At 65.3% G+C, this 21,772-nt stretch carries 28 protein-coding genes; 10 read left to right on the top strand and 18 right to left on the bottom strand.

From position 1 onward, the window contains the following. Positions 1-104: 104 nt before the first annotated feature. From ASE00_RS18690 to ASE00_RS18675, 4 genes are all read left to right on the top strand, one after another. Positions 105-308: a hypothetical protein gene (locus tag ASE00_RS18690; protein WP_056383142.1), complete on the top strand. Its 204-nt coding sequence runs from the start codon at positions 105-107 to the stop codon at positions 306-308. A gap of 14 nt (positions 309-322) precedes the next feature. Beyond that, positions 323-508 (top strand): YdcH family protein, encoded by a 186-nt coding sequence (locus tag ASE00_RS18685; protein WP_056383140.1) that lies wholly within the window; start codon positions 323-325, stop codon positions 506-508. 251 nt (positions 509-759) lie between these two features. After that, complete coding sequence (gene msrB, locus ASE00_RS18680) at positions 760-1,152, top strand: peptide-methionine (R)-S-oxide reductase MsrB (RefSeq protein ID WP_056383137.1); 393 nt, start codon at positions 760-762, stop codon at positions 1,150-1,152. A gap of 267 nt (positions 1,153-1,419) precedes the next feature. Continuing rightward, positions 1,420-3,480, top strand: a complete 2,061-nt coding sequence (locus ASE00_RS18675; RefSeq protein ID WP_235538738.1) for a transglycosylase domain-containing protein — start codon at positions 1,420-1,422, stop codon at positions 3,478-3,480. Positions 3,481-3,605: 125 nt separating this feature from the next. Here ASE00_RS18675 and ASE00_RS18670 read toward each other — a convergent pair whose 3' ends face one another. The 3 genes from ASE00_RS18670 to ASE00_RS18660 form a co-directional block, all read right to left on the bottom strand. Further along, a complete protein-coding gene (locus ASE00_RS18670; protein ID WP_056383385.1) occupies positions 3,606-4,337 on the bottom strand; it encodes a M48 family metallopeptidase in 732 nt (243 codons plus the stop codon). Positions 4,338-4,484: 147 nt separating this feature from the next. Continuing rightward, positions 4,485-4,925, bottom strand: a complete 441-nt coding sequence (locus tag ASE00_RS18665) for a YcgN family cysteine cluster protein (RefSeq protein WP_056383384.1) — start codon at positions 4,923-4,925, stop codon at positions 4,485-4,487. A gap of 154 nt (positions 4,926-5,079) precedes the next feature. Further along, complete coding sequence (locus tag ASE00_RS18660; RefSeq protein WP_056383134.1) at positions 5,080-5,712, bottom strand: SCO family protein; 633 nt, start codon at positions 5,710-5,712, stop codon at positions 5,080-5,082. Between the two features lie 44 nt (positions 5,713-5,756). Here ASE00_RS18660 and ASE00_RS18655 point away from each other — a divergent pair, with 44 nt between their 5' ends. Next, positions 5,757-6,371 (top strand): ankyrin repeat domain-containing protein, encoded by a 615-nt coding sequence (locus ASE00_RS18655; protein ID WP_056383133.1) that lies wholly within the window; start codon positions 5,757-5,759, stop codon positions 6,369-6,371. 5 nt (positions 6,372-6,376) lie between these two features. Here ASE00_RS18655 and ASE00_RS18650 read toward each other — a convergent pair whose 3' ends face one another. The 11 genes from ASE00_RS18650 to ASE00_RS18600 form a co-directional block, all read right to left on the bottom strand. Then, positions 6,377-7,132 (bottom strand): SDR family oxidoreductase, encoded by a 756-nt coding sequence (locus ASE00_RS18650; RefSeq protein ID WP_056383131.1) that lies wholly within the window; start codon positions 7,130-7,132, stop codon positions 6,377-6,379. A gap of 78 nt (positions 7,133-7,210) precedes the next feature. Then, positions 7,211-7,687 (bottom strand): MmcB family DNA repair protein, encoded by a 477-nt coding sequence (locus tag ASE00_RS18645; protein ID WP_056383129.1) that lies wholly within the window; start codon positions 7,685-7,687, stop codon positions 7,211-7,213. A gap of 57 nt (positions 7,688-7,744) precedes the next feature. Continuing rightward, positions 7,745-8,083 carry a DUF1491 family protein gene (locus tag ASE00_RS18640; protein WP_056383126.1) on the bottom strand — a complete coding sequence of 113 codons (339 nt, stop codon included), beginning with the start codon at positions 8,081-8,083 and terminating at the stop codon, positions 7,745-7,747. After that, the gene (locus ASE00_RS18635) at positions 8,080-8,556 is read right to left on the bottom strand and encodes a PaaI family thioesterase (protein ID WP_056383122.1); all 477 of its coding nucleotides are present in this window, start codon (positions 8,554-8,556) and stop codon (positions 8,080-8,082) included. The genes ASE00_RS18640 and ASE00_RS18635 overlap by 4 nt, the downstream gene beginning before the upstream one ends. A gap of 3 nt (positions 8,557-8,559) precedes the next feature. Beyond that, positions 8,560-9,045, bottom strand: a complete 486-nt coding sequence (locus ASE00_RS18630; RefSeq protein WP_082594841.1) for a PTS sugar transporter subunit IIA — start codon at positions 9,043-9,045, stop codon at positions 8,560-8,562. Positions 9,046-9,068: 23 nt separating this feature from the next. Further along, positions 9,069-9,656, bottom strand: coding sequence for a ribosome hibernation-promoting factor, HPF/YfiA family (gene hpf / locus ASE00_RS18625; RefSeq protein WP_056383120.1), 588 nt, complete (start codon positions 9,654-9,656; stop codon positions 9,069-9,071). A 79-nt stretch (positions 9,657-9,735) separates the two neighbouring features. After that, the gene (dnaQ, locus tag ASE00_RS18620) at positions 9,736-10,437 is read right to left on the bottom strand and encodes a DNA polymerase III subunit epsilon (RefSeq protein ID WP_056383118.1); all 702 of its coding nucleotides are present in this window, start codon (positions 10,435-10,437) and stop codon (positions 9,736-9,738) included. Then, on the bottom strand, positions 10,430-11,038 hold the full coding sequence (gene coaE, locus ASE00_RS18615) for a dephospho-CoA kinase (protein WP_056383115.1): 609 nt from the start codon (positions 11,036-11,038) through the stop codon (positions 10,430-10,432). The genes dnaQ and coaE overlap by 8 nt, the downstream gene beginning before the upstream one ends. Positions 11,039-11,048: 10 nt before the next feature. After that, positions 11,049-11,903: a shikimate dehydrogenase gene (gene aroE, locus ASE00_RS18610; RefSeq protein WP_056383114.1), complete on the bottom strand. Its 855-nt coding sequence runs from the start codon at positions 11,901-11,903 to the stop codon at positions 11,049-11,051. Further along, positions 11,900-12,493, bottom strand: a complete 594-nt coding sequence (locus tag ASE00_RS18605) for a Maf family protein (protein ID WP_056383112.1) — start codon at positions 12,491-12,493, stop codon at positions 11,900-11,902. The genes aroE and ASE00_RS18605 overlap by 4 nt, the downstream gene beginning before the upstream one ends. A gap of 148 nt (positions 12,494-12,641) precedes the next feature. Continuing rightward, entirely contained in the window at positions 12,642-13,469 is an 828-nt protein-coding gene (locus tag ASE00_RS18600) for a pyruvate, water dikinase regulatory protein (RefSeq protein WP_056383110.1), read from the bottom strand. 404 nt (positions 13,470-13,873) lie between these two features. Between ASE00_RS18600 and hemE the strand changes: the two genes are divergently transcribed. From hemE to ASE00_RS18570, 5 genes are all read left to right on the top strand, one after another. Continuing rightward, positions 13,874-14,908: a uroporphyrinogen decarboxylase gene (gene hemE, locus ASE00_RS18590; RefSeq protein ID WP_056383106.1), complete on the top strand. Its 1,035-nt coding sequence runs from the start codon at positions 13,874-13,876 to the stop codon at positions 14,906-14,908. A gap of 9 nt (positions 14,909-14,917) precedes the next feature. Further along, the gene (locus ASE00_RS18585; protein WP_056383382.1) at positions 14,918-15,358 is read left to right on the top strand and encodes a CopD family protein; all 441 of its coding nucleotides are present in this window, start codon (positions 14,918-14,920) and stop codon (positions 15,356-15,358) included. 338 nt (positions 15,359-15,696) lie between these two features. Beyond that, a complete protein-coding gene (gene rho, locus ASE00_RS18580) occupies positions 15,697-16,953 on the top strand; it encodes a transcription termination factor Rho (RefSeq protein ID WP_056383104.1) in 1,257 nt (418 codons plus the stop codon). Between the two features lie 129 nt (positions 16,954-17,082). Then, positions 17,083-17,733, top strand: coding sequence for a TerC family protein (locus ASE00_RS18575; RefSeq protein WP_056383102.1), 651 nt, complete (start codon positions 17,083-17,085; stop codon positions 17,731-17,733). Positions 17,734-18,076: 343 nt separating this feature from the next. After that, entirely contained in the window at positions 18,077-19,141 is a 1,065-nt protein-coding gene (locus ASE00_RS18570) for a choice-of-anchor A family protein (RefSeq protein ID WP_056383381.1), read from the top strand. A 62-nt stretch (positions 19,142-19,203) separates the two neighbouring features. Here the strand turns inward: ASE00_RS18570 and ASE00_RS18565 are convergent, their stop codons facing one another. Genes ASE00_RS18565 through ASE00_RS18550 form a run of 4 tightly spaced genes read right to left on the bottom strand, consistent with a single transcriptional unit; the run spans position 19,204 to position 21,732 of the window. Then, entirely contained in the window at positions 19,204-19,581 is a 378-nt protein-coding gene (locus tag ASE00_RS18565) for a YkvA family protein (RefSeq protein WP_056383380.1), read from the bottom strand. Beyond that, a complete protein-coding gene (locus tag ASE00_RS18560; RefSeq protein ID WP_056383101.1) occupies positions 19,581-20,558 on the bottom strand; it encodes a quinone oxidoreductase family protein in 978 nt (325 codons plus the stop codon). The genes ASE00_RS18565 and ASE00_RS18560 overlap by 1 nt, the downstream gene beginning before the upstream one ends. Continuing rightward, entirely contained in the window at positions 20,555-21,256 is a 702-nt protein-coding gene (locus ASE00_RS18555) for a dienelactone hydrolase family protein (protein ID WP_056383098.1), read from the bottom strand. The genes ASE00_RS18560 and ASE00_RS18555 overlap by 4 nt, the downstream gene beginning before the upstream one ends. Beyond that, positions 21,253-21,732: a methylated-DNA--[protein]-cysteine S-methyltransferase gene (locus ASE00_RS18550; RefSeq protein WP_056383097.1), complete on the bottom strand. Its 480-nt coding sequence runs from the start codon at positions 21,730-21,732 to the stop codon at positions 21,253-21,255. The genes ASE00_RS18555 and ASE00_RS18550 overlap by 4 nt, the downstream gene beginning before the upstream one ends. Positions 21,733-21,772 lie beyond the last annotated feature (40 nt).

Genomic DNA, 21,772 nt, shown 5'->3' with positions numbered 1-21,772 from the left:
CCAATGGCTTGAGGGTCTTGACGCCGCGCGACGCTATCCCAAAATCAGCGTCGGGCGAATCCGCCCATGGAAAGGAGTGACTGGAAGAAAGGAGGCAAGCAGCCATGTCCCTCTCCCATTTCCGACATCCGTTCGACATCGCCAAACATCCGACGCTCGAGCCCGAGGTCAAGCGCGCCATCCTGGCGTCATGGGCCTCCGACGCCGCCGCGGTCAGGAACAAGCCCCATCTCCGCAAACCCAGGGCCGCCGGCCGCGCCGTCCCCGTCGACGACGTGCTGTCGGCGTTCAAATCGCTCGATCAGTGACAGCGGGGGCCGGCATGTCGAACCGTTTCTTCACCTATCTCGAACGCGAGCATTCCCGGCTCGAAGCGCTGATCGCCGCGGAAAGCAGGCGGCCGCGGCCGGACGATCTCGAAATCACCCGGCTCAAGAAACAGAAGCTGATGGTCAGGGACCAGCTCGATCGCTGGCGGCAGGACGCGCGCGAAACGGCAGGGGCCTGATGCGCAACGGCCCGGCGCTCCTCCAGAAACGCCGGGCCGACGCCACGCACAAGATTGGGGGCGATTCCCCTGCGCCCCCATAAGCCGACGCAACCACTCGAACGCCATGCAACGTCGGAGGCCCGGATAATATGGTTAACGGGGCGTCGCAGTGATGCGCGTCACAGCTTCTGAAAAGGCGCAGGCGGCAGGTTACGCGGCGGACCCGCTCCGCCTTGACCTTGACGCGGCCCGCCACCACATTTCGGGCCATGGACAAGCTAGATCTCACCGATGCCGAATGGCGCGCCCGGCTGACCCCGGAACAATATCATGTGCTGCGCCAGGCGGGCACCGAGCGCGCCTTCACCGGCAAATATTGGAACAATCATGAGGATGGCAGCTATCACTGCGCCGGTTGCGGAACGCAGCTGTTCGCCAGCGACAGCAAATATGACTCGGGCTGCGGCTGGCCCAGCTTCACCGCGCCGGCCGACGAGGCGATGGTGACCGAGCATCGCGACGCCAGCCACGGCATGATCCGTACCGAAGTCCGCTGCGCCAAGTGCGAGGGGCATCTGGGCCATGTCTTTCCTGACGGGCCTGGGCCGACGGGGCTGCGCTACTGCATCAATTCCGCATCGATTGACTTCGATAAGGAGTGAAGTTTGTAGGGAAGCCGCCCGCCTCTCTTCGTCATGCTGAACTTGTTTCAGCATGACGATAGGGGAAAGGACAGTCCGGACCCACAAGGTCCGCAAGCGCGAACGCGCGCCCGAGCTTATGCGAGGATAGCCAAGGTCGCGGATGCGACCGCTGGCGCTTGAGGCCCGCTAAAAACATGGCGCACCGCTTGGCAGCGATCGGGATAGCTTGTAAGTCGGCGGTCTCAGATGCCGACGGCCAAACCCTCTCCGGAAAAGACTAAGCGCATGGGCTGGCTCAGGACCCTGGCGAAATTCACGCTGTTCGCGACGCTGGCCGGTCTCGGTGCACTGATCGTCGCGGTGCTGATCGCGATGGCATCGCTGCCAAGTTTCGAGGAATTGAAGTCGAGCCCCAACGGCCAGATGGTGCGCGTCCGCGCCGCCGACGGGTCAGTGATCGTCTCGCTGGGCCCGAGCTATGGCGACTGGCTGCCGTCGCAGCAGATTCCGGAGAATATGAAGAAGGCGATGGTCGCGGTCGAGGACCGGCGCTTCTACATGCATCCCGGCATCGATCCCATCGGTATGGGGCGCGCCGCCTGGGTCGCGTGGCAGCGCAAGGGCGAGGGCCGCCGCCTGCAGGGCGCGTCGACGATCACCCAGCAGCTGGCGCGCAACATCTTCCTGACCAACGCCTACAGCTTCGGCCGTAAATTCCGCGAGGTGATCCTGGCGCTGGCGATGGAGCGCAAATTCTCCAAGCAGCAGATCCTCGAACTCTATCTCAACCGCGTCTATTTCGGCGGCGGCGCCTATGGCATCGATGCTGCCAGCCGCAAATTCTTTGACCATGGCGCGGCGACGCTCAATCTGGGCGAGAGCGCGATCATCGCGGGTCTGGTGAAAGCCCCGTCGCATTATTCGCCGACCGCCGACCGCCAGGCCGCGATCGACCGCGCGAAGGTCGTTCTCGAGGTGATGCAGGACGCCGGCGCGCTCACCCCCTCGGAGGCCGGGGCGGTCGACCTCGACAAGGTCAACCTCGCCCCCGAGCGCGATCAGAATGCGGTGCGCTATTTCACCGACTGGGCGCTTGCCCAGCTCGACGAGGTCGTCGACGAGCAGGTCGAACCGATCGACGTGTGGACCACGATCGACCCGGTGATGCAGAAAGCCGCCGACGCCGCGATCCGCGCCAATGCGCCCGATGGGGCGCAAGGCGCGCTGGTCGCGCTCGACCGCGACGGCGCGGTGCGCGCGATGGTCGGCGGCCGCGACTATGTCTCGTCGATCTACAACCGCGCGACCCAGGCCGAGCGCCAGCCCGGATCGTCGTTCAAGCTGTTCGTCTATCTGGCGGCGATGGAAGCGGGGATGAAGCCCGACACGCCGGTGACCGACGAGCCGGTCGATATCGACGGCTGGAGCCCGCGCAACAGCAACCGCGAATATGCGGGCGCGATCGACGTGCGTACCGCCTTCGCCTTTTCGATCAACACCGTCGCCGCCAAGATCGGCCAGCAGGTCGGCTTCGACACCATCGCCGACATGGCGCATCGCTTCGGCATCGGCAGCAAGCTCAATACCCACCCGTCGATGGTGCTCGGCACCTCCGACGTCCGCCTGATCGACATGACCCGCGCCTTCGCGGCGGTCGCGCGCAAGGGCATCGCGGTGGTGCCCTATGGCATCGTCAAGGTGACGACCGGCAAGGGCGACCTGCTCTACGAACATCGCAACGACGACAATCGCGTGCTGGTCGCGCCCTGGGTCGCCGCCGAGGTGACCGACCTGCTCCAGACCGCGGTCAACACCGGCACGGCGCGGGCCGCGCAGATCGGCCGCCCGGTCGCCGGCAAGACCGGCACGACCTCGTCGAACAAGGACGGCTGGTTCCTCGGCTTCTCCAGCGGGATCACCACCGGCGTGTGGATGGGGCGCGACGATGCCAAGACCGTCGCCGGCCTGCAAGGCGGCCGCGCGCCCGCGCGCGCCTTTGCGCAGTTCATGAAGGTCGCGGTGGCCAAGCGCCCCGTCGAGCAGTTCGAGACCGCGGTCACCCTGCCCGAATTCATGATCGAGCCCGACGACGAGGCCTATGGTCTGCCCGACGATGGCTTCGTCGACCCCAACGGCCTGCCGATCGAGGATGGCAGCGAGCCGCCCGCCGATCCCGGCGACGGCTTCGAACCGCAAGCCGCGCCGCCGGCCGCCGCCCGCGCGCCGCAACCCGCGACGCCCCCGGCCGTGCGCCAGCCAGCTCCTGCTGCCCAGCCGCGCACGTCGCTCGGTTCGGATTTCCTGAGCGGGGTCGACCCGCAGAAACCACGCAAACCTTCCAATTAGCTCTTTCCCGCTCATCCTGAGGAGCCACTGAGCTTGTCGAAGTGGCGTCTCGAAGGATCGGTGCGTCCTTCGATGCGGTCTTCGCCTTCGCTCAGCCCTTACTCAGGATGAGCGGAAGGGTGATCCTACGACTCGCGCCCCAGCCAGTAGAGATGCCGCCCATGCTCGCGCAGCCAGTTGCGTTCGGGCAGCGGATCACGGCCGAGCAGCCGTTCGACGGCGATGTGGAATTCGCGGCTATGGTCCATGTGCAGCCGGTGGGCGACCTCATGCGCGACCGTCGCTTCGAGCACTTCGGGCGGGGCAAGGATCAGCCGCCAGCTATAGCGTATGTCGCCATTGGCCGAGCAACTGCCCCAGCGCGCGCGTGGATCGCCGACCGTCACCCGGCCGATCGTGACCCCCGCCAGCGCGGCGAAGCGCATCGTCTCCGCCTCCAGCCGCTCGAGCGCCTGCTTGCGCAGCCAGCGCGTCACCCGCGCGGCGAGCAGGTCGGCGGGTTGGGGGACGATCAGCCGCCCGTCCACGCGCCGCACGATACGCCCCTGGTCGTTGAGCTCGATGCGCAGCGGCTCACCCGCCACCTCGATCGTCATGCCGTCGGCGATCGGCCGGGCGTCGGGCAGCGCGTCGAGCGCAGCCTCGATCCAGCCGCGCTTGCTTTCGACCCATTTGAGCGCGGCCCGCAGCGAGGCGCGGCTCGGCATCACCAGCCGCACCCCGCCGTCGCGCGGATCGACGCTGAGCCGCATCCGCCGCGCCTGCGCCATGCGCCGGACGATCAGCGGCCGGCTGCGCCCGCCCGCTTCGAACACGAGTTCGGTTTCGGCAGCAGGTTTGGTTCTGCGGAAAAGCATGGTGAGAAGCATACCCCTAACCGCTCATCCTGAGGAGGGGCTGAACGAAGGTGAAGACCCGTCTCGAAGGACCGATCGTCCTTCGAGACGCCGCTTCGACAAGCTCAGCGGCTCCTCAGGATGAGCGGACACAATGATAGCAGCGGCCTATATATCACGATCGACGAGATGATGTTCTAGATCGCCTGCATCGTCCTCCGAAACCGTCCAGCCACGCACCGAAACTCCGGCGCGATGGACCGAGTCGGGATCGCCGGTCTTCAGCGGATGCCAGTCGGGCAGGGGCTTGCCCTCATCGAGTAGCCGGTAGGCGCAGGTCGAGGGCAGCCAGTCGATCTCGGCCAGCACCTTGGGCGTCAGCCGCACGCATTCGGGGACGAAGGTGCGGCGATGCTTGTAATCCTTGCACAGCCCGGTGCGGCGATCGAGCAGGCGGCAGGCGACGTTGGTCGCCATCAGCTCGCCGGTCTCCTCGTCCTCCAGCTTGTGCAGACAGCATTTGCCGCAGCCGTCGCACAGCGACTCCCATTCGGCCCGGCTCATCTGGTCGAGGCGCTTGGTTTCCCAGAAAGGGCGCTGTTCGGTCATCGGGCAGATCATACTCTACTATCCAGCGTCATGCTGAAGTTGTTTCAGCATCCACTTTCTCCGTCATCCCGGACTTGATCCGGGATCCCGCTTCTTCCTCCATCGGCGACAAGAAAAGCTGGATCCCGGATCAAGTCCGGGATGACGATATCGCTTACCGCACCCAGCGCTCGATATCCGCCGCCGCCGCGTCGGCGCCCTTGTCCTGGGTGATCAGCGCGAGCGGCTCGCCCTTGGGGCCGAACAGCATCGCCTGGCGGGCATGATCGACCAAATAGCTGCCGTCGGGCCGGGGCGGCTGTTTCGCATAATAGATCGCGAACTGCTTGGCGACGGCGGAGATCTCCGCTTCGGTTCCCGTCAGGCCGATCAGCTTGGGATGGAAGGCGCTGACGAACTGCTTGAGCGCGGCCGGGGTATCGCGCGCGGGATCGACGGTGATGAAGATCGGCTGGATCTTCGCCGCCAGCGCAGGATCGTCCTTCTCGACCTTGCGATAGCCTTTCATCAGATTCTGGACATCGACCGGACAGACATCCGGGCACCAGGTATAGCCGAAATAGATTAGCCGATATTTGCCGGCGAAGGCGCTGTCGCTGACCTTGCGGCCGTCCTGGTCGGTCAAGGTGAAGGGGCCGCCGATCTTGCTGCCCGCCAGCGGCGGGGTTTCGGCTGTGCCGCCGCCGCAGCCAGAGAGCGCGAGCGGCGACAGGGCGATCGACAGCGAAGCCGCGATGGCGGCCCAGCGGCGGGGAAGGCGCGGATTGTTCATGGTGCGGCCAGCCATGCTTTGCTATTGCCGCCCATGCAAGGGCGTTTCAGAACAGGGACATGACAGGCAAGATGGTTCGCCGCCACATCATTATCGCCGCCGCCGCGCTGGCGGTCGCCGCCACTCCGGCCATGGCGCAGTTCTCCGACAGCTATAATTTCCTCAACGCGGTCCGCCAGGCGGATGGCGAAAAGGCGACCAAGGCGTTGCAGGGCAATGGATCGACGCTGATCAACACCCGCGACTATTCGACCGGCGAGACCGCGCTGATGATCACGATCAAGCGCCGCGACCTGACCTGGTCTAGCTTCCTGCTCGGCAAGGGCGCGAACCCCAATGCCCGCGATACGCAGGGCAACGGCCCGCTGCACGTGGCGGCGCTGCTCGGCTTCGCGGAGGGCGCCGAACTGCTGCTCGGCCAGAAGGCGAACGTCAACCTCGCCAACAACAGCGGCGAGACCCCGCTGATCATCGCCGTCCAGCAGCGCAACGTGCCGATGGTCCGGCTGCTGCTCAACAATGGCGCGGACCCCAAGCTGGCCGACCGGATCGCCGGCAAGTCGGCACGCGACTATGCGGCGGACGACCCGCGCGGCGCGGCGGTGCTCAAGATCATCAACGACGCCCCGGCCGTTACGAAGCCCAAGCCCAAGATGTCCGGACCGGGGCTCTAGGCCCGTTATTTCGGACGCGAGCGCTCGGTCAGGGTCGTGAGGGTGTCAGCAAACCGCCCCTCGGCTTCAGCGTTGCGCAGGAACTTGACCCGCTCGACCGCGATCTCCTGCGGCGTTGGCACCTGCGCGAATAAGGCCATCACCTCGTCGATATAATCGTCGAGCGGCATATAGCCGTCGCGGGTCTCCTGGCCCGGGGTCAGGCCGGTCTGCACCCCCGGCGGCACCAGTTCGATCACTTCGACCTTGCCGCGCAGCTGCTCGCGCAACGACAGGCTGTAGCTGTGGATCGCGGCCTTGGTGGCCGAATAGGTCGGCGCGAACACCAGCGGCACGAAGGCGAGACCCGAGGATACGGTGACGATCGCCGCGTCGGGGCGGCCTGCCAGATGATCGACCAGCGCGTCGATCAGCCGGATCGGCCCGAGCAGATTGGTGAGGATCGTCGCGGCAGCATCGGTGAGGTCGCGCGGCGCGTCCAGCGCTTCGCTGCGCATGATCCCGGCGTTGTTCACGACGACATTGAGATCGGGATGGTCGGCGACGATGCGCGCGGCGACATGTCCGATATCGGCCGCGTCCTCCATGTCCAGTTCGACCGCCACCATGTCGGCGCGATCCCCGATCGTCTCGTCGAGCGCGGCGCGCCGGCGCCCCGCGACGATGACCTTGTTGCCCTGGTCGTGCCAGCGCTGCGCCAGCGCCCGGCCGATGCCCGAACCGCCGCCGGTGATGAGAATGGTGTTGCCGCTGGTCTTCATGTCGTCCTCTCGCAAGCCGGAACGCATCCCATGTAGGATGCGCTTTTCGATCGGAAAGACGTCGCCGATTTCAGGGGGCTAGACGCAGCTCTCCGGAAAGGGATCGAGATCGCCCCACAGCCGCCGCGCCGCGCGGCGCGCGAAGCGCAGCGTCTCGGCCTTGCGGCGCGCGCCCGACAGCGGGCGATGCTGCGGCTCGCGCAGGATCGCCGCATCATAGCGATCGGCGACGATCAGGCCGCAGCAGTCGGGGCGGAAGGGATCGGTCTCGAACGGCGACAGATCGAAGCCGCCGGGCACCGCCCAGAAGAAACGATCGCAAAAATCGAGATAGTCCGGCCATTTGCCATCGCCGAGCAGATCGGCGCGCGACACCTTGATCTCGACGATGGTGATGCAGCCCCTGGCGTCGATCGCCATGATGTCGGCGCGGCGGCCATTGCCCAGTGGCACCTCCGGCAGCGGCGTCATCTCCGCCCGCAGGAACAGCCGCGCCACACCCCGCGCGACATCGGCGGCGATCATCGGTTCGAACGAGTCAGAGGCGGTGGCCATGAGGCGACGATAGAACAAGACGGGAACGGTTTCAATTCCTCCCCAGGACGCGGAAGATCAGAGGAGCAGCTCGGCTGCGATCCGCCCTGCTTCGGGATGATCGACCTCGACCACCCACAAGTCGGGGTCCGATCTCCGCCGTCGCGCGACATAATCGCCAGCGACACCCGGCTCGTTCGGTTCGGCGGGACCGACCCGCTCCAGGCCATGACCACCTTCGAAGCGCCACACTCGTTCGACGATGCCGTTCAGCACACCGCGATCAGCGAGCAGCAGCAGCATCGCTCCGGCGATCGCATCGCCCCTGTTGATCACCATCGCCGAGCCGCCTTCGGCCTCGATGCGTCGAATCAAAGCTGAGACGAGCAGCCCCGATGCGGGCCGGGGCTCGGTCATCCCCGCGCGTATCCCGCGAGGCTCGCGAGCGGAATCCGCGAGCGCATGAAGGTGCCGGTACCGCGCGCGACCTCCTCGCCTTCAGAGTCTATCAACCGCGCGTCGGCGACGAGAACGCGCCGGCGGCCGTTGACCCAGCGGCCCTCGGCGGTGACCGGTCCGGCAGGCAGCGGCCGGGTCAGCAGCAGGTTGAAGGCTGTGGTGAGCAAGAAGAAATCATTCACCAGGCTGTTCGCCGCATAGAAGGCAGCATCGTCGAGCATCTTGAAATAGGTGGTACCATGCGCCGCCCCCGCCGCGTGGAAATGCTCGGGCTCGATCAGGAAGCTGATCCGCGACGTGCCTTCGCCGGTGATCTCCAGCCGCGACGGGAACATCGCGTTGATCGGTGCTGCGGCGTAGAGCGACTCGAGGGCGCGGAAATGCGCCTCGGCGCCCGAAGGCGCATGCCCGGCGAGAGCGTCGCCGCTCACGCGTCAGGCGGCGTGGCGGGCCTCGCCGGTGGCGAACAGCGCATAGAGCGCGTCGTCCGATCCGGCGCCGCGCAGCTTGGCGACGAAGGCCTTGTCGCGCATCCGCCGGCTTACCCGGGCAAGCGCCTTGAGATGCTCGACCCCGGCGTCGGCCGGCGACAGCAGCAGGAAGACGAGATCGACCGGCAGGTCGTCGATCGCCGCGAAGTCGATCGGCTGGGCGAGTCGCGCGAACAGGCCGACGACTCGGTCGAGCCCCTCGATCTTGCCATGGGGGATGGCGATGCCGCCGCCAAAGCCGGTCGAGCCCAGCCGCTCACGTTCGACCAGCCGGTCGACGATCATGCGCGCATCGGTCTCCACCAGCTTCGAGGCGATCCCGCCAAGCTGCTGGAACAGCGCCTTTTTGTTCGGAACGGCGAGGGCGGCCTGCACCGCCTGAGGCGACAGCAGGTCACCCAGGTCGTCCATCGATTTGCTGTCAGTCATTCGACGGGATTCTTTATTCCTATTCAGGCGACCCGGCTCGGCTCCACCCAGCCGATCGTGCCGTCGGTGCGCCGATACACCATATTGAAGGCGCCGGTACCAGAATTTCGGAAAAGAAGCGCGGTCGTATTTCTGAGGTCGAGCATCATCACCGCATCGGACACGCTGGCGTCGGGCACGTCGACCCGAGTCTCGGCGACGATCACAGGTGCGTCGCCATCGACGACCTCCTCGTCGCGGGGCGCTTCGAACACCGTATAGCCGGCATTGTCGTCGATCGCTTCGAGCGCAGGGGCTGCCGCCTGCGCGCCGTTGCGCGACTTCAGCCGGTTCATGTAGCGGCGCAGCTGGGTCTCGATCCGGTCGGCGGCCTGATCGAAGCTGGGGTGCGCGTCCATGGCATGGCCGCTGCCCTTCAGGATCACGCCGTGCATGACATGGGCGACGATGTCGCAGGAAAAGCCGTTGCCGTGCTGGCCGCGGCCGAAAGTGACGTGCGCGGAGAGACTTCGTGAGAAATATTTGTCCGCGATCGCGTGGAGCCGTTCCTCGACATGGGTCCGGAGCGCGTCGCCCGTATTTACCTGATGTCCCGAAACACGAATTTCCATAGCTCTTCTCCACTCTTGATCCGGCGAAGGTGCGACTCCGTGAAGGAGGGCGCCATCCGCACAAACACGGATAATTTTCTCAGCCCGCGGCACCCTCCATCCAGAGCGGCGCGTCGAGCTTCTCAACAAAGGCCTTGTGTCTCTCCAGTTCCTCCTCGCTTGCGAAATGGGGGCGGATTGCCCGGATGATGCGGGTGGCTGCAACCAGCGTCGGGGCTGCGACGATGATCGTCTCCTCGACGGTCGCCTCGCCGATCGACAGGCCGATCTGTCGGCCGCCGGTCAGTTCGACATAGACCTGCGCGGTCAGCTGGGCATCGAGCAGCGCGCCATGCTTGACGCGGTGGCTGCGGTCGATGCCGTAGCGGGTACATAGCGCATCAAGGCTGTGCTTGGCCCCCGGATGCGCCTTGCGCGCCAGCGCCAGCGTGTCGACCATCCGGCCGAGATCGACATGCGGATGGCCGCAGGCGGCGAGCTCCCAGTTGAGGAAGCCGAAGTCGAAGCTGGCATTGTGCGCGACGAGCGGGCTGTCGCCGATGAATTCGAGCAGTTCGTGCACCTTGTGCGCAAACAGCGGCTTGTCGCTGAGGAAGCGGTCCGACAGGCCGTGGACCTGTTCGGCCTCGATCGGCATCGCCCGTTCGGGATTGAAATAGCAGTGGAAGACCTGACCGGTCTCGACCCGGTTGAGCAGTTCGACGCAGCCTATCTCGACCAGCCTGTCGCCCGTCGCGGGGTTCAGGCCGGTGGTTTCGGTGTCGAAAACGATTTCACGCATGCCGGCAATATCGGACTCCATGCGCGCGGAGGCAAGAGACGAGATGACGGACGGCGGCGCGGGTGCGTCCGATCGAGCCGCCATTGTCGATCACGAAGTCGGCGCGGGCGCGCTTGACATGGTCGGGGGTCTGCAGCGACCGGATATGGTGCAATTTCAACGGGTTCATGCCGGGTCTTGCCAACACGCGGCGCGCCTGTTTCCACGCGGGGGCGGAGACGACGGCGACCGCATCGACCTGCCGCCAGCCCTTCTTCTCGAACAGCAGCGGGATATCGAGCACCACCAGCTTGTGGGCGCGGTGCCTTTGCAGGAATCGATAGCGCGACTCGGCCACCGCAGGATGGACGATGCGCTCGAGTCGATGCAGTGCGGCGCGGTCGCCGAGCACGACCTTGCCGAGCACCGCCCGATCGATTCCGTGCGGCCCCGAGGTTCCGGGAAACGCCGCCTCGATCGCCGCGACCAGCCGGCCGCCCCGCCCCTGGAGGCGGTGGACTTCGGCATCGGCGTCGAACACCGGCACCCCGGCGCGCGCGAACATCTTCGCGACGGTCGACTTGCCCATGCCGATCGATCCGGTGAGGCCGAGGATGATCATCGCCGCGCGATCATCCGGTGAGCTTTGCCCGCAGCTCCGCGTCGCGGCCGCGCGGGGCGGGAACGCCGAAAAAGCGTTCGAACGCCGCCGCGGCCTGGCCGATCAGCATGTGGAGCCCGTCGATCGCACGCAGACCCCGCGCCCGCGCCTCGGCGAGCAGCGGGGTCTCGAGCGGGGCGTAGACGATGTCGTAGACCACGGCGTTGGGCGGAACATGCGTGAAATCGAGCAGCAGCGGCGGCTGCCCGGTCATGCCCAGCGAGGTGGTGTTGACGACGAGATCGAGCAACCCTTCGCGATCGTCGAACGGAAAGTCGGTCGGGGTGGCGAACAGGTCGAGCGGCGCGACCAGCCGGTCGTCGGGCTCGAAACTCTCGCGCAGCGCGCGCGCCTGATCGAGGTTGCGGGCGATGATGACGTTGGTGAAGCCGTGGTCGTGGAGCGCGAGCGCGACCGCCTTGGCCGCGCCGCCGGCGCCGATGATCCGCGCCATCCGGAACAGGTGGGTTTGCCGCAGCAGCGGCTGCAACGGTTCAAGAAAGCCACTATAATCCGTGTTATAGCCGGTGAGCTTGCCATCTTCGGGCACCACCGTGTTGACCGCGCCGATCCGCTCCGCCGCCGGATCGATCCGGTCGAGCAGCGCCATCACCGCCCGCTTGTGCGGAATCGTGACATTGCAGCCGCGCCATGAAGGGTTTCTACGGCGTTCCTCGAAAAAGCTGGCAAGATCTTCAGGCTTCACATGAGAAGCTCGATAATCCGCTTTGATTCCAGCCTGTTCCAGCCAGAATTTGTGGATCATCGGCGATTTGGACTGGGCGATCGGATCGCCGATCACCTCGGCAAATGGCAGTTCGCTCATGTCGGCAGCACTCCCCTGATCCGCAGATAGTCGAGCAGGGGCAGGAGGGGCAGGCCCAAAATGGTGAACTGGCTGCCTTCCACCTTGGCGAAAAGCTGCGCGCCCGGGCCTTCGATGCGGTAGCCGCCGACACAACCGCCGACCGCCGGCCATTCCTGGTCGAGATAGGCATCGATGAAGGCGTCGCTCAACGGGCGGACGTGCAGGCGCGCGACGTCGACATGCCGCCACACGGCTGCGCCGCCCTCGCAGATCACCGCAGCGCTGTAGAGGCTATGGCGCTTGCCCGCGATCAGGCGGAGCAGATCGCGCTGCTCTTCCCGGCTCTCCGCCTTGTCGAGCATCGTCCCGTCGTCGAGCACCACCGTCGAGTCGCAGCCAAGGACGAGGTCGGTCGGATGGCGGCGCGACAATTTGGTGGCTTTCAACTCGGCGAGCGCATCGGCGAGGTTGCGCGCGCCGGTCCCCTCGGCGCGCAGCGCGGCCTTCATCGACTCCTCGTCGACCCCGGCCGTCATCGCCTGGTGCGGGACTCCGGCGGCATCGAGCATCGCCCGCCGCGACGCCGATTGCGAGGCGAGGATCAGCATGACAACACAATTCCTCCCCGGCACGCGGAGGGGGACCACCGAAGGTGGTGGAGGGGGAAGGCGTCGAACGGTCCGCTGGTGGCGGCCCCCCTCCACCGCTTTGCGGTCCACCTCCCCGTTCCGGGGAGGATCTTGATGCAGCCCGCCATCACGCGCTCGGGTCGCCCTGCGGCGAGCGCTCGTTGACCAGATTGATGATCGCCGCGGCGGTCTCCTCGATCGAGCGGCGGGTAACGTCGATCACCGGCCACCCATGGTCGGAGAAGATGCGCCGCGCGAAGGTGAGTTCGGAGACCACCGCCTCATGGTCGACATAGGCGGTCTCCGGCGACTGGTTAAGCGTCAGCAGCCGGTTGCGGCGGATCTGGATCAGCCGGTCGGGACTGGTCGTCAGCCCGACGACGAGCGGATGAACCAGCGAATAGAGGCTCTTCTGCGGCGGAGATTCGATCACCAGCGGCACATTGGCGACCTTGTAGCCGCGGTTGGCGAGATAGATGGCGGTCGGGGTCTTCGACGATCGCGACACGCCGGTCAGGATGATGTCGGCCTCTTCCCAGTCATCCGATCCGATCCCGTCGTCATGCGCGATCGTATATTGGATCGCCTCGACCCGCGCATAATAGGCCGCGTCGAGGATATGCTGACGGCCCGGGCGGGCGAGCGCCTGCTGCCCCAGCAGCTGCGACAGCGCGTCGATCACCGGATCGAGCGCCGAGACGCTGGGCAGGCCGAGCGCGTGGCAGCGTGATTCAAGCCGCTTGCGAATGTCGTTGTTGACCAGGGTGAAGATGACCAGCCCGGGCCGCTGGGCGATTTCGAGGAGAATGCGGTCGAGATGGCCCTGGCTGCGCACCATCGGCCAGAAATGCTTGATCGTCTCGACCCCTTCGAACTGGGCGAGCCCCGCCTTGGCGATGTTTTCCAGCGTTTCGCCCGTCGAATCCGAAAGTAGGTGGAGGTGGAGGCGGATCACTGGCGATTTTTCCCATCGTCATGCTGAACTTGTTTCAGCATCCACTCTTCAGCACGAGCGCCGCTCCCGTGGCGCGGTGGATCCTGAAACAAGCTCAGGATGACGAAGCGTATGGGGACGGTGCTGTGGAAAACCATGCGGATGGGGCTAGCGGAACCTTGGGCACGCTTTCAAGCGGCGGATTCATCCCCGCTCGCCGTGCCGATGTCAGTCGATTCATCCACAAGCACATGCAATGGTTCACAGGCTGTGGATAATGGGAATGGCGAAAGGGACTCGGAAGCACGCCGCGATTCCGCATGAGTCAAGCTGTTGGCAATCACGCCAACTGTGAATAAACCCCGGCTCCCAACGCCCTACTACCTACTTCAGTTCCTTTTTTAAGAATCACTATAAGGAAGATAATGGCTGTTCCCTCCGCCGAGACGCGCCCCCTGCTTGCCGTGCTCCGGGGCGAGCGTCGCGATCCGCCCCCGGTCTGGCTCATGCGGCAAGCGGGACGCTATCTTCCCGAATATCGCGCGCTGCGGGCACAGAAGGGCGGTTTCCTCGAGCTTGCCTATGACAGCGACGCGGCGGCGGAGATCACCCTCCAGCCGATCCGCCGCTTCGGCTTCGACGGCGCGATCCTGTTCTCTGACATCCTCGTCATCCCGCATGCGATGGGCCAGGATCTGCGCTTCGAGGCGGGTGAGGGGCCCCGACTGAGCCCGACGCTGGTCGATCATGCGCTGGACAGCCTCACCGCAGTCCCTGAGCGGTTGGAACCGATTTACGGCACGATCCGCCGGGTCCGGGCGCAACTGCCGGCGGCAACGACCTTCCTCGGCTTCGCGGGCAGTCCCTGGACCGTCGCGACCTATATGGTGGCGGGGCGGGGCAGTAAGGAACAGGCCGAGACGCGGCGCATGGCCTATCGCGACCCGCAGGCTTTCGGCGCGATCATCGACGCGCTGGTCGATCACACCGCCGATTATCTGTCGAAGCAGATCGAGGCCGGAGTCGACGCGGTGCAGCTGTTCGACAGCTGGTCGGGAAGCCTGGCGCCGAAGGAGTTCGAACGCTGGGTGATCGCGCCCACGGTCGAGCTGGTGAATCGCATCCATGCCCGCCACCCGGGCGTACCGGTGATCGGCTTTCCGAAGGGCGCGGGCGGCAAGCTGCCGGCCTATGCCCGCGAAACCGGGGCCGACGTGGTGGGTCTCGACGAGACGGTCGATCCGGTCTGGGCGGATGCCAACCTGCCTGCCGATCTGCCGGTGCAGGGGAATCTCGATCCGCTCGCGCTGATCGCCGGTGGCGCGCGCCTCGACGAAGCGATCGACGCGATCAGGGGGGCTTTTCCGCAGCGCCCGCATGTGTTCAATCTGGGACATGGCATATTGCTCGACACGCCGATCGCGCATGTCGAACAGCTGCTCGCACGTTTGAGAGGCTGACCGGTCATGATGGGTTTTCTCGGCAGCGCCTATCCCTGGGTGAAGGCGGCGCACCTGATCTTTGTCATCTTCTGGATGGCGGGGCTTTTCATGCTGCCGCGTTTCTTCATCTATCATCACGCCGCCGCCCCCGGATCGGCCGAGGACCGCGCCTGGATCGAACGCGAGCGGCGGCTGCGCTCGATCATCATCACCCCGGCGATGGGCTTCGTCTGGCTGTTCGGGCTGATGCTCGCCTTCGATCAGGATCTGTGGGGCGTTCCCTGGTTCCAGGCGAAATTCGCCACCGTCTTCCTCCTGTCGGGATTCCATGGCTGGGCGGTGGGCTATGGCAAGCGCATGGCGGCGGGCTATCGCGCGCCCTCGGACAAGGCGCTGCGCTTCATGAACGAGATTCCCGGCATCGCCACGGCGATCATCGTCATCCTGGTGATCGTGCGGCCGTTCTAGGCACGGGCGTCCCTCCTTTCTGCGTCATGCTGAACTTGTTTCAGCATCCACTCGGCCGCACGAGGATATTTTCGGGTCTTGCGAAGCTGTCGCCGCAAGAACCAGAACGCTGCTCCCGTCTCTCGGTGGATACCGAAACAAGTTCGGTATGACGGTTGAGACAGATGGTGTTTCCCATCGCGAGCCGCTTGACTTGAATCCCTGCCGCGCTTACCTCGCAAGGCAGAACAGGCCCGCCGTTCGAGCCGGGTCCCTTTTCTCTCACCACATTCCAAAGCCAAGCGCATCCAGCGCCGCTCATTTCTCCCAAGACCCGGTAAAGACCCAGGAATCCCTCGATGCATCTCAAGGACCTCAAGAAGAAAAGCCCCGCCGATCTGGTCAGCATGGCCGAAGAGCTGGGCGTCGAGGGCGCGTCGACGATGCGCAAGCAGGACCTGATGTTCGCGATCCTCAAGGTCGAGGCCGAGAATGGCGAGCAGATCATGGGCGAGGGCACGATCGAGGTGCTGCCCGACGGCTTCGGCTTCCTGCGCAGCCCCGAGGCGAATTATCTCGCCGGTCCCGACGACATCTATGTCTCGCCCAACCAGGTCCGCAAGTTCGGCCTGCGTACCGGCGATACCGTCGAGGGCGAGGTCCGCGGCCCCAAGGATGGCGAGCGCTATTTCGCGCTGACCCGGCTGGTCTCGATCAATTTCGACGATCCCGACGTCGTTCGCCACCGCGTCAACTTCGATAATCTGACCCCGCTCTACCCCGAAGAGAAGCTCAACCTCGACTCGCTCGATCCGACCAATAAGGACAAGTCGTCGCGGGTCATCGACATCATCTCGCCGCAGGGCAAGGGCCAGCGCGCGCTGATCGTCGCGCCGCCGCGCGTCGGCAAGACGGTGCTGCTGCAGAATATCGCCAAGGCGATTACCGACAATCATCCCGAGGTCTTCCTGATCGTGCTGCTGATCGACGAGCGGCCCGAGGAAGTCACCGACATGCAGCGTTCGGTGAAGGGCGAGGTCATCTCCTCGACCTTCGACGAGCCCGCGCAACGCCACGTCCAGGTCGCCGAAATGGTGATCGAGAAGGCAAAGCGCCTCGTCGAGCACAAGAAGGACGTCGTGATCCTGCTCGACTCGATCACCCGTCTCGGCCGCGCCTACAACACCGTCGTCCCCTCGTCGGGCAAGGTGCTGACCGGCGGTGTCGACGCCAATGCGCTGCAACGTCCGAAGCGCTTCTTCGGCGCCGCGCGCAACATCGAGGAAGGCGGTTCGCTCTCGATCATCGCGACCGCACTGATCGATACCGGCAGCCGCATGGACGAGGTGATCTTCGAAGAGTTCAAGGGCACCGGCAATTCCGAAATCGTCCTCGACCGCAAGGTGGCCGACAAGCGCATCTTCCCGGCGATGGATGTCGGCAAGTCGGGCACCCGCAAGGAAGAACTGCTCGTCGACAAGGGCAAGCTCAGCAAGATGTGGGTGCTGCGCCGTATCCTTATGCAGATGGGCACGATCGACGCGATGGAGTTCCTGCTCGACAAGATGAAGGACTCGAAGACCAACGAGGACTTCTTCGACTCGATGAACCAGTAAGCGGGTCACGCCCTTCTTCCGCTGCGGGAGAGGGGCGGACATGCGGTTTGCGCCGCGCGGCGCCGAGATTCATCCGGGCCGCCACGGTAACATCCTCGACAAGTCCGCGCGTTCGGCTAGGACGGCTTCATGCTCGACCTGTGGAATCATATCGTCGCCGACTTCGCGAACATCGGCAGTCCGTCGGCCATGGCGGCCTTCCTGCAAGTATTGATGATCGACATCGTCCTGGCTGGCGACAACGCGATCGTCGTCGGTGCGTTGGCGGCGGGGCTGCCGGCCGACCAGCGGCGCAAGGTCATCCTGATCGGCATCATCGCCGCGCTGGTGCTGCGCATCATCTTCGCGCTGTTCGTCAGCGCGCTGATGGGCATCGTCGGACTGGTCTTCGCGGGCGGTTTGCTGCTGCTCTGGGTCGCTTTCCGCATGTGGCGCGAAATCCGCCATGCCGGGATGGCAGCGGGCGACGACCCGGCCGAGCATGACGGGATTCCGCAGACCAAGAGCTTCCTCGGTGCGGCCTGGGCGGTCGCGCTCGCTGATGTCTCGATGAGCCTCGACAACGTCCTTGCGGTGGCGGGGGCGGCGCGCGAGCATCCGGGCATCCTCGTGATCGGCCTGCTGCTGTCGGTCGCGCTGATGGGCATCGCCGCCAATCTGATCGCCCGTTATATCGAGCGCTATCGCTGGATCGCCTATGTTGGCCTTGCGGTTATCCTTTATGTCGCGCTCAAGATGATTTGGGAGGGCGGGCATCAGCTCGTCCCGATTCTCACCTGATTCGCGCGGCGAGCCGCGCATTATTTCCTTTTCGCGTAGCACAACCGGTCTTCGGAGCGGCGGAATCCTATGCGATTTTCCGGTGAGACCTGTTGTCGCATTTTACGTTCTTTTACAAGAAATTACTTTAATATATCTCGTCAACAATACCATCATTACTTTCAATTTTACTTTACGTTAATTCAGTGTCGGTTTTTTTTACAATCATAGGATGATGTAAAGGACCGTGCCCCCAGTCATTTTATCAATTTTTACTGGATGTTTCCCTATATTGTGGTAGAGAGCCGGCATATGAGGTCTTCCGCCTGTGGCGGAGCAGTGATGTCGTTTGTGGGGTTATGCGATGCGTATGGTCCGTATGTTGCCGCTGGTCGTGGCAGGTCTGATGACGGTGACGAACGCCGGGGCGGCGTCGGCTGCGCTCGTCGGTCAGTCGATCAGCACCGGTATCGCCGCGCTCAAGGAATGGAACGTCGTTTCGTTCAACAATTTCTCGACCGCGAACCATGTCGGCGGTCGCACGCTCGTCGGCGGCAATCTGAACGTCACCAACGGCGTGGTCGCGATGAACGGCACCGGCACGGGGAACAGCACCTACGGCACCTCGGCGGTCACCGTCGCGGGCAACGCCAATTTCAGCAACGCCAGCGTCAACGGCGCTGGTGTGCAGGTCGGCGGCAACCTGACCGGCAACTTCAACAATAATGGCGGCGGCGCGGTCCAGGCCGGCGGCACCGCCCAGAGCCAGCAGAATTTCTCGGTCCAGGGCAACCAGGGCGCCAATTTCACCAACACGATCATCAGTCAGGCGGCCGACATCAAGGCCTCGCTGACCAGTCTCAGCGCCAACCTCGCCGCGCTCGCCAACACCAGCGGCGTCACCGTCGGCGGCGACAGCAACAACCAGTCGATCACCGTTTCCGGCACCGGCCTGAAGGTGCTCAACTGGTCGGAGGCGATGTTCGAGGGCAACCAGAATCAGCAGCTGCAGGTGACGATTCCGTCGGGCGCGACGCTGGTCGTCAACGTCGCGGGTACCGATATCGACTTCAACCGCAACTTCAACACCTTCACCAATATGAGCAACGTGCTGTTCAACTTCTACGAAGCGACCACGGTCGACGTCATGCGGCAGTTCAGCGGCTCGATCCTCGCGGTCAACGCGGCGGTCACCGGTGGCTATTCGGGCAATATCGACGGCACCGTGATCGGTAACAGCGTGACCCAACAGGCCAATGGCGAGATCCACAACGTGCCCTTCCAAGGCGACCTGTCGAGCGTCGGCGGATCGGTGGTGTCGACCGCGCCGGAGCCCTCCACCTGGGCGATGCTGATCCTCGGCTTCGGCCTGGTCGGCCTCAGCTTGCGCCGCCGCGAGAAGCGCGTTCTCGCCGTTCAGATGGCCTGAACCCTCTCGGGTGAATGATCGAATGAGGAAAGGCCCGCGCGAGCGGGCCTTTTCTTTTGGGATCAGCGCCCGCGCCACCACCATAGGGTGATGCCGATCGCGCCCAGCCAGAGCAGGATGATTACCGCTGCGGCGATCCGGCTGCGTGGCCTATCCCGGTCAAGGGCGGCGGCACGATATTCGGCCATCAGCGCGGGCGGCACCCAGCGCAGCGCGAGCCACAGGCCAGCGGGGACGATCAGCAGGTCGTCGAGCACGCCGAGCACCGGAATCGCGTCGGGGATGAGGTCGATCGGGCTCAGCGCATAGGTGGCGACCGCCCCGGCGAGCAGCCGGGCGCGCCATGGCGTGCGCGGGTCGCGCGCGGCGATCCAGAGCGCGACGACATCCCTCTTCAGCGCCCGCGCCCAACCGCGCAGTGCCGTCAGCGGCCCGACGATCACGGGGTGAGGATGATCGACCCTGTCGTCCGCCGTCCCTCCAGCGCGCGATGCGCCTCGGCGGCGTCCCGCAGCGGCAGGCGCAGTCCGATCTCGACGTCGAGCTTGCCCGCGGCGATCATCGCGAACAGGGCGGCGGCGGTCGCCTCCAGCTCAGGGCGGGTCGCGATATAGTCGAACAGCCGCGGCCTGGTCAGCGACAGAGAACCGCGCGAGGCGAGCTCGAGCGGGGTGAACGGCGGCACCGGGCCCGAGGCATTGCCATAGCTGACGAGATGACCGCGCGGCGCGAGCGCGTCGAGCGAGGCCGAAAAGCTTGCTGCCCCAACGCCGTCGAAGGAGACATCGACGCCGCGCCCTCCGGTCGCATCACGTACCGCCTTGGCCAGCTCCTCCTGCGGGCAAACGAGCGACAGCTGCGCGCCGAGGCCGGTGGCGATCGCCGCCTTTTCGGGTGAGCCGCTATGCGCGATGACGTCGACCCCGATCGCCGCGAGCCACTGGACCAGCAGCCGGCCGACCCCGCCAGCGGCGGCATGGACGAGCGCGCTTTGCCCCGGTTCGATCCGCGCGCAGCCGAACATCAGCGCATGCGCGGTCATGCCCTTGAGCAGGACGGCGGCGGCGATCTCGTCGCTCACCGCGTCGGGTAGCGGCACGAGCCGTTCGGCGCTGATGTCGCGCCAGCTGGCATAAGCGCCCGTCATCGCAACCGCATAGCCGACCCGTTGGCCGACGCTGAGCCCGGTCACGCCCTCGCCCAGCGCCTCGACCACGCCCGCGGCCTCTACCCCCAGGCCCGCCGGAAGCGGCTGGGAATACAGACCGGTGCGGTGATAGGTGTCGATGAAGTTGACCCCGACCGCGCTATGGCGGACCCGCGCCTGGCCGGGCGCGAGGGGCCCGGCGGTGATCGGTTCGGCCTCGATCAGCTCGGGGCCGCCGAAGGCGCGGACGATCAGCCGATAGTCGCTCATGCGAGATGTTGGGCGAAGAATGCTTCGGTGCGGCTGTCGGCGAGCTGGGCGCCCGCTTCGTCACGGCGCTTGCCCATCTGCGCGGCAAAGCCATGGTCGAGCCCCGGATAGTCGTAAAGCGTCACCTTGGGATGGCCGTCGAGCCCGTCATGCATCTTTTCCTGCACATCGGGTCCGACGAAATGATCCTCCTGCGGGATATGGAGCAGCAGCGGGTGGGCGATGGCGTGGCTCTCGCCGAGCAACCCGTCGATGCCGACGCCATAATAGCCGACCGAAGCGTTGATGTCGGTACGTGCGGCGGTCATGAAGGCAAGCCGCCCGCCAAGGCAATAGCCGACCGCGCCGACCTTGCCGCCATCTACCATCTTGCGCGCTTCGCGGATCGTTGCCTCGATGTCGCGGATGCCGGCTTCCTGGTCGAACTGCCCGAACAGGCCGAAAGCTTCCTGCAGCTGATCGGGAACGTCGGCGTCCAGCTCGATGCCGGGGCGGATCCGCCAGAACAGGTCGGGCGCGATCGCGAGATAGCCTTTTGACGCCCATTCGTCGCATTTGGCGCGGATGCCCTCGTTCACCCCGAAGATCTCTTGGATGACGATGATCGCAGCCTTGGGCGTCGAAACGGGCTGGGAAGTATAAGCGAGAAATTCCTCACCGCCATGATCCAACACATTGATTTCTGTGAAACTTTTCATAGCAAACCTCCTCTACGCTCATGGTCGAGCAGCCATGTCTTGGTCACGACTCCGCGCCCGCCCGAATAATGGCCGATCGCGCCGCCGCTGCCTACCACCCGGTGACAGGGGATGACGATGGGAAAGGGATTGCGCGCACAGGCCTGGCCGATCGCGCGCGGGCCTGAGCCGGCGATGCGAGCCAGCGCGCCATAGCTGAGCGTCTCGCCGGACGGGATAGCGGCGATCGCCGCCCGCAGCGCTGCGCCGCGCAGGCTCGGCGCCGGGGTGAGCGGGAGATCGAAGCGGAAATCGCTGTCGTCGAAATAGGCGTAGAGCTGGCGAACCGCCTCGGCGGCCAGTGAACCAGTCGCGGGATCGTCCAGCCCGATGGGGGACGCTTCGCCATCGCCAAGGATGTGAATCGATCGCAGCCGGGCACCGTCATCGTCGATGACGACCGGCCCGAGCGGCGAGGGGATAAGTGCTTTTGTCATGGACGCGCGCTGCCCGAGACTCTAGCCATGGTGTCGCAGG

It is taken from the genome of Sphingomonas sp. Root710, assembly GCF_001429065.1.
Taxonomy (GTDB): Bacteria; Pseudomonadota; Alphaproteobacteria; order Sphingomonadales; family Sphingomonadaceae; genus Rhizorhabdus.
This window is presented reverse-complemented; position numbering and strand designations above follow the sequence as displayed.

Excerpts from the sequence above, each read along its gene's own strand:
- rho (WP_056383104.1), top strand. The coding sequence starts at position 15,697 with ATGCATCTCAAGGACCTCAAGAAGAAAAGCCCCGCCGATCTGGTCAGC.
- ASE00_RS18650 (WP_056383131.1), bottom strand. The coding sequence starts at position 7,132 with ATGAAGACCAGCGGCAACACCATTCTCATCACCGGCGGCGGTTCGGGC.
- ASE00_RS18570 (WP_056383381.1), top strand. The coding sequence starts at position 18,077 with ATGCGTATGGTCCGTATGTTGCCGCTGGTCGTGGCAGGTCTGATGACG.
- ASE00_RS18605 (WP_056383112.1), bottom strand. The coding sequence starts at position 12,493 with ATGCTGATCCTCGCCTCGCAATCGGCGTCGCGGCGGGCGATGCTCGAT.
- ASE00_RS18665 (WP_056383384.1), bottom strand. The coding sequence starts at position 4,925 with ATGACCGAACAGCGCCCTTTCTGGGAAACCAAGCGCCTCGACCAGATG.
- ASE00_RS18640 (WP_056383126.1), bottom strand. The coding sequence starts at position 8,083 with ATGACCGAGCCCCGGCCCGCATCGGGGCTGCTCGTCTCAGCTTTGATT.
- ASE00_RS18685 (WP_056383140.1), top strand. The coding sequence starts at position 323 with ATGTCGAACCGTTTCTTCACCTATCTCGAACGCGAGCATTCCCGGCTC.
- ASE00_RS18560 (WP_056383101.1), bottom strand. The coding sequence starts at position 20,558 with ATGAGCGACTATCGGCTGATCGTCCGCGCCTTCGGCGGCCCCGAGCTG.
- msrB (WP_056383137.1), top strand. The coding sequence starts at position 760 with ATGGACAAGCTAGATCTCACCGATGCCGAATGGCGCGCCCGGCTGACC.
- ASE00_RS18645 (WP_056383129.1), bottom strand. The coding sequence starts at position 7,687 with ATGGCCACCGCCTCTGACTCGTTCGAACCGATGATCGCCGCCGATGTC.
- hemE (WP_056383106.1), top strand. The coding sequence starts at position 13,874 with ATGGCTGTTCCCTCCGCCGAGACGCGCCCCCTGCTTGCCGTGCTCCGG.
- ASE00_RS18675 (WP_235538738.1), top strand. The coding sequence starts at position 1,420 with ATGGGCTGGCTCAGGACCCTGGCGAAATTCACGCTGTTCGCGACGCTG.
- ASE00_RS18660 (WP_056383134.1), bottom strand. The coding sequence starts at position 5,712 with ATGGCTGGCCGCACCATGAACAATCCGCGCCTTCCCCGCCGCTGGGCC.
- ASE00_RS18575 (WP_056383102.1), top strand. The coding sequence starts at position 17,083 with ATGCTCGACCTGTGGAATCATATCGTCGCCGACTTCGCGAACATCGGC.
- ASE00_RS18655 (WP_056383133.1), top strand. The coding sequence starts at position 5,757 with ATGACAGGCAAGATGGTTCGCCGCCACATCATTATCGCCGCCGCCGCG.
- ASE00_RS18630 (WP_082594841.1), bottom strand. The coding sequence starts at position 9,045 with ATGACTGACAGCAAATCGATGGACGACCTGGGTGACCTGCTGTCGCCT.
- ASE00_RS18585 (WP_056383382.1), top strand. The coding sequence starts at position 14,918 with ATGGGTTTTCTCGGCAGCGCCTATCCCTGGGTGAAGGCGGCGCACCTG.
- dnaQ (WP_056383118.1), bottom strand. The coding sequence starts at position 10,437 with ATGCGTGAAATCGTTTTCGACACCGAAACCACCGGCCTGAACCCCGCG.
- ASE00_RS18670 (WP_056383385.1), bottom strand. The coding sequence starts at position 4,337 with ATGCTTTTCCGCAGAACCAAACCTGCTGCCGAAACCGAACTCGTGTTC.
- ASE00_RS18690 (WP_056383142.1), top strand. The coding sequence starts at position 105 with ATGTCCCTCTCCCATTTCCGACATCCGTTCGACATCGCCAAACATCCG.
- aroE (WP_056383114.1), bottom strand. The coding sequence starts at position 11,903 with ATGAGCGAACTGCCATTTGCCGAGGTGATCGGCGATCCGATCGCCCAG.
- ASE00_RS18555 (WP_056383098.1), bottom strand. The coding sequence starts at position 21,256 with ATGAAAAGTTTCACAGAAATCAATGTGTTGGATCATGGCGGTGAGGAA.
- coaE (WP_056383115.1), bottom strand. The coding sequence starts at position 11,038 with ATGATCATCCTCGGCCTCACCGGATCGATCGGCATGGGCAAGTCGACC.
- hpf (WP_056383120.1), bottom strand. The coding sequence starts at position 9,656 with ATGGAAATTCGTGTTTCGGGACATCAGGTAAATACGGGCGACGCGCTC.
- ASE00_RS18550 (WP_056383097.1), bottom strand. The coding sequence starts at position 21,732 with ATGACAAAAGCACTTATCCCCTCGCCGCTCGGGCCGGTCGTCATCGAC.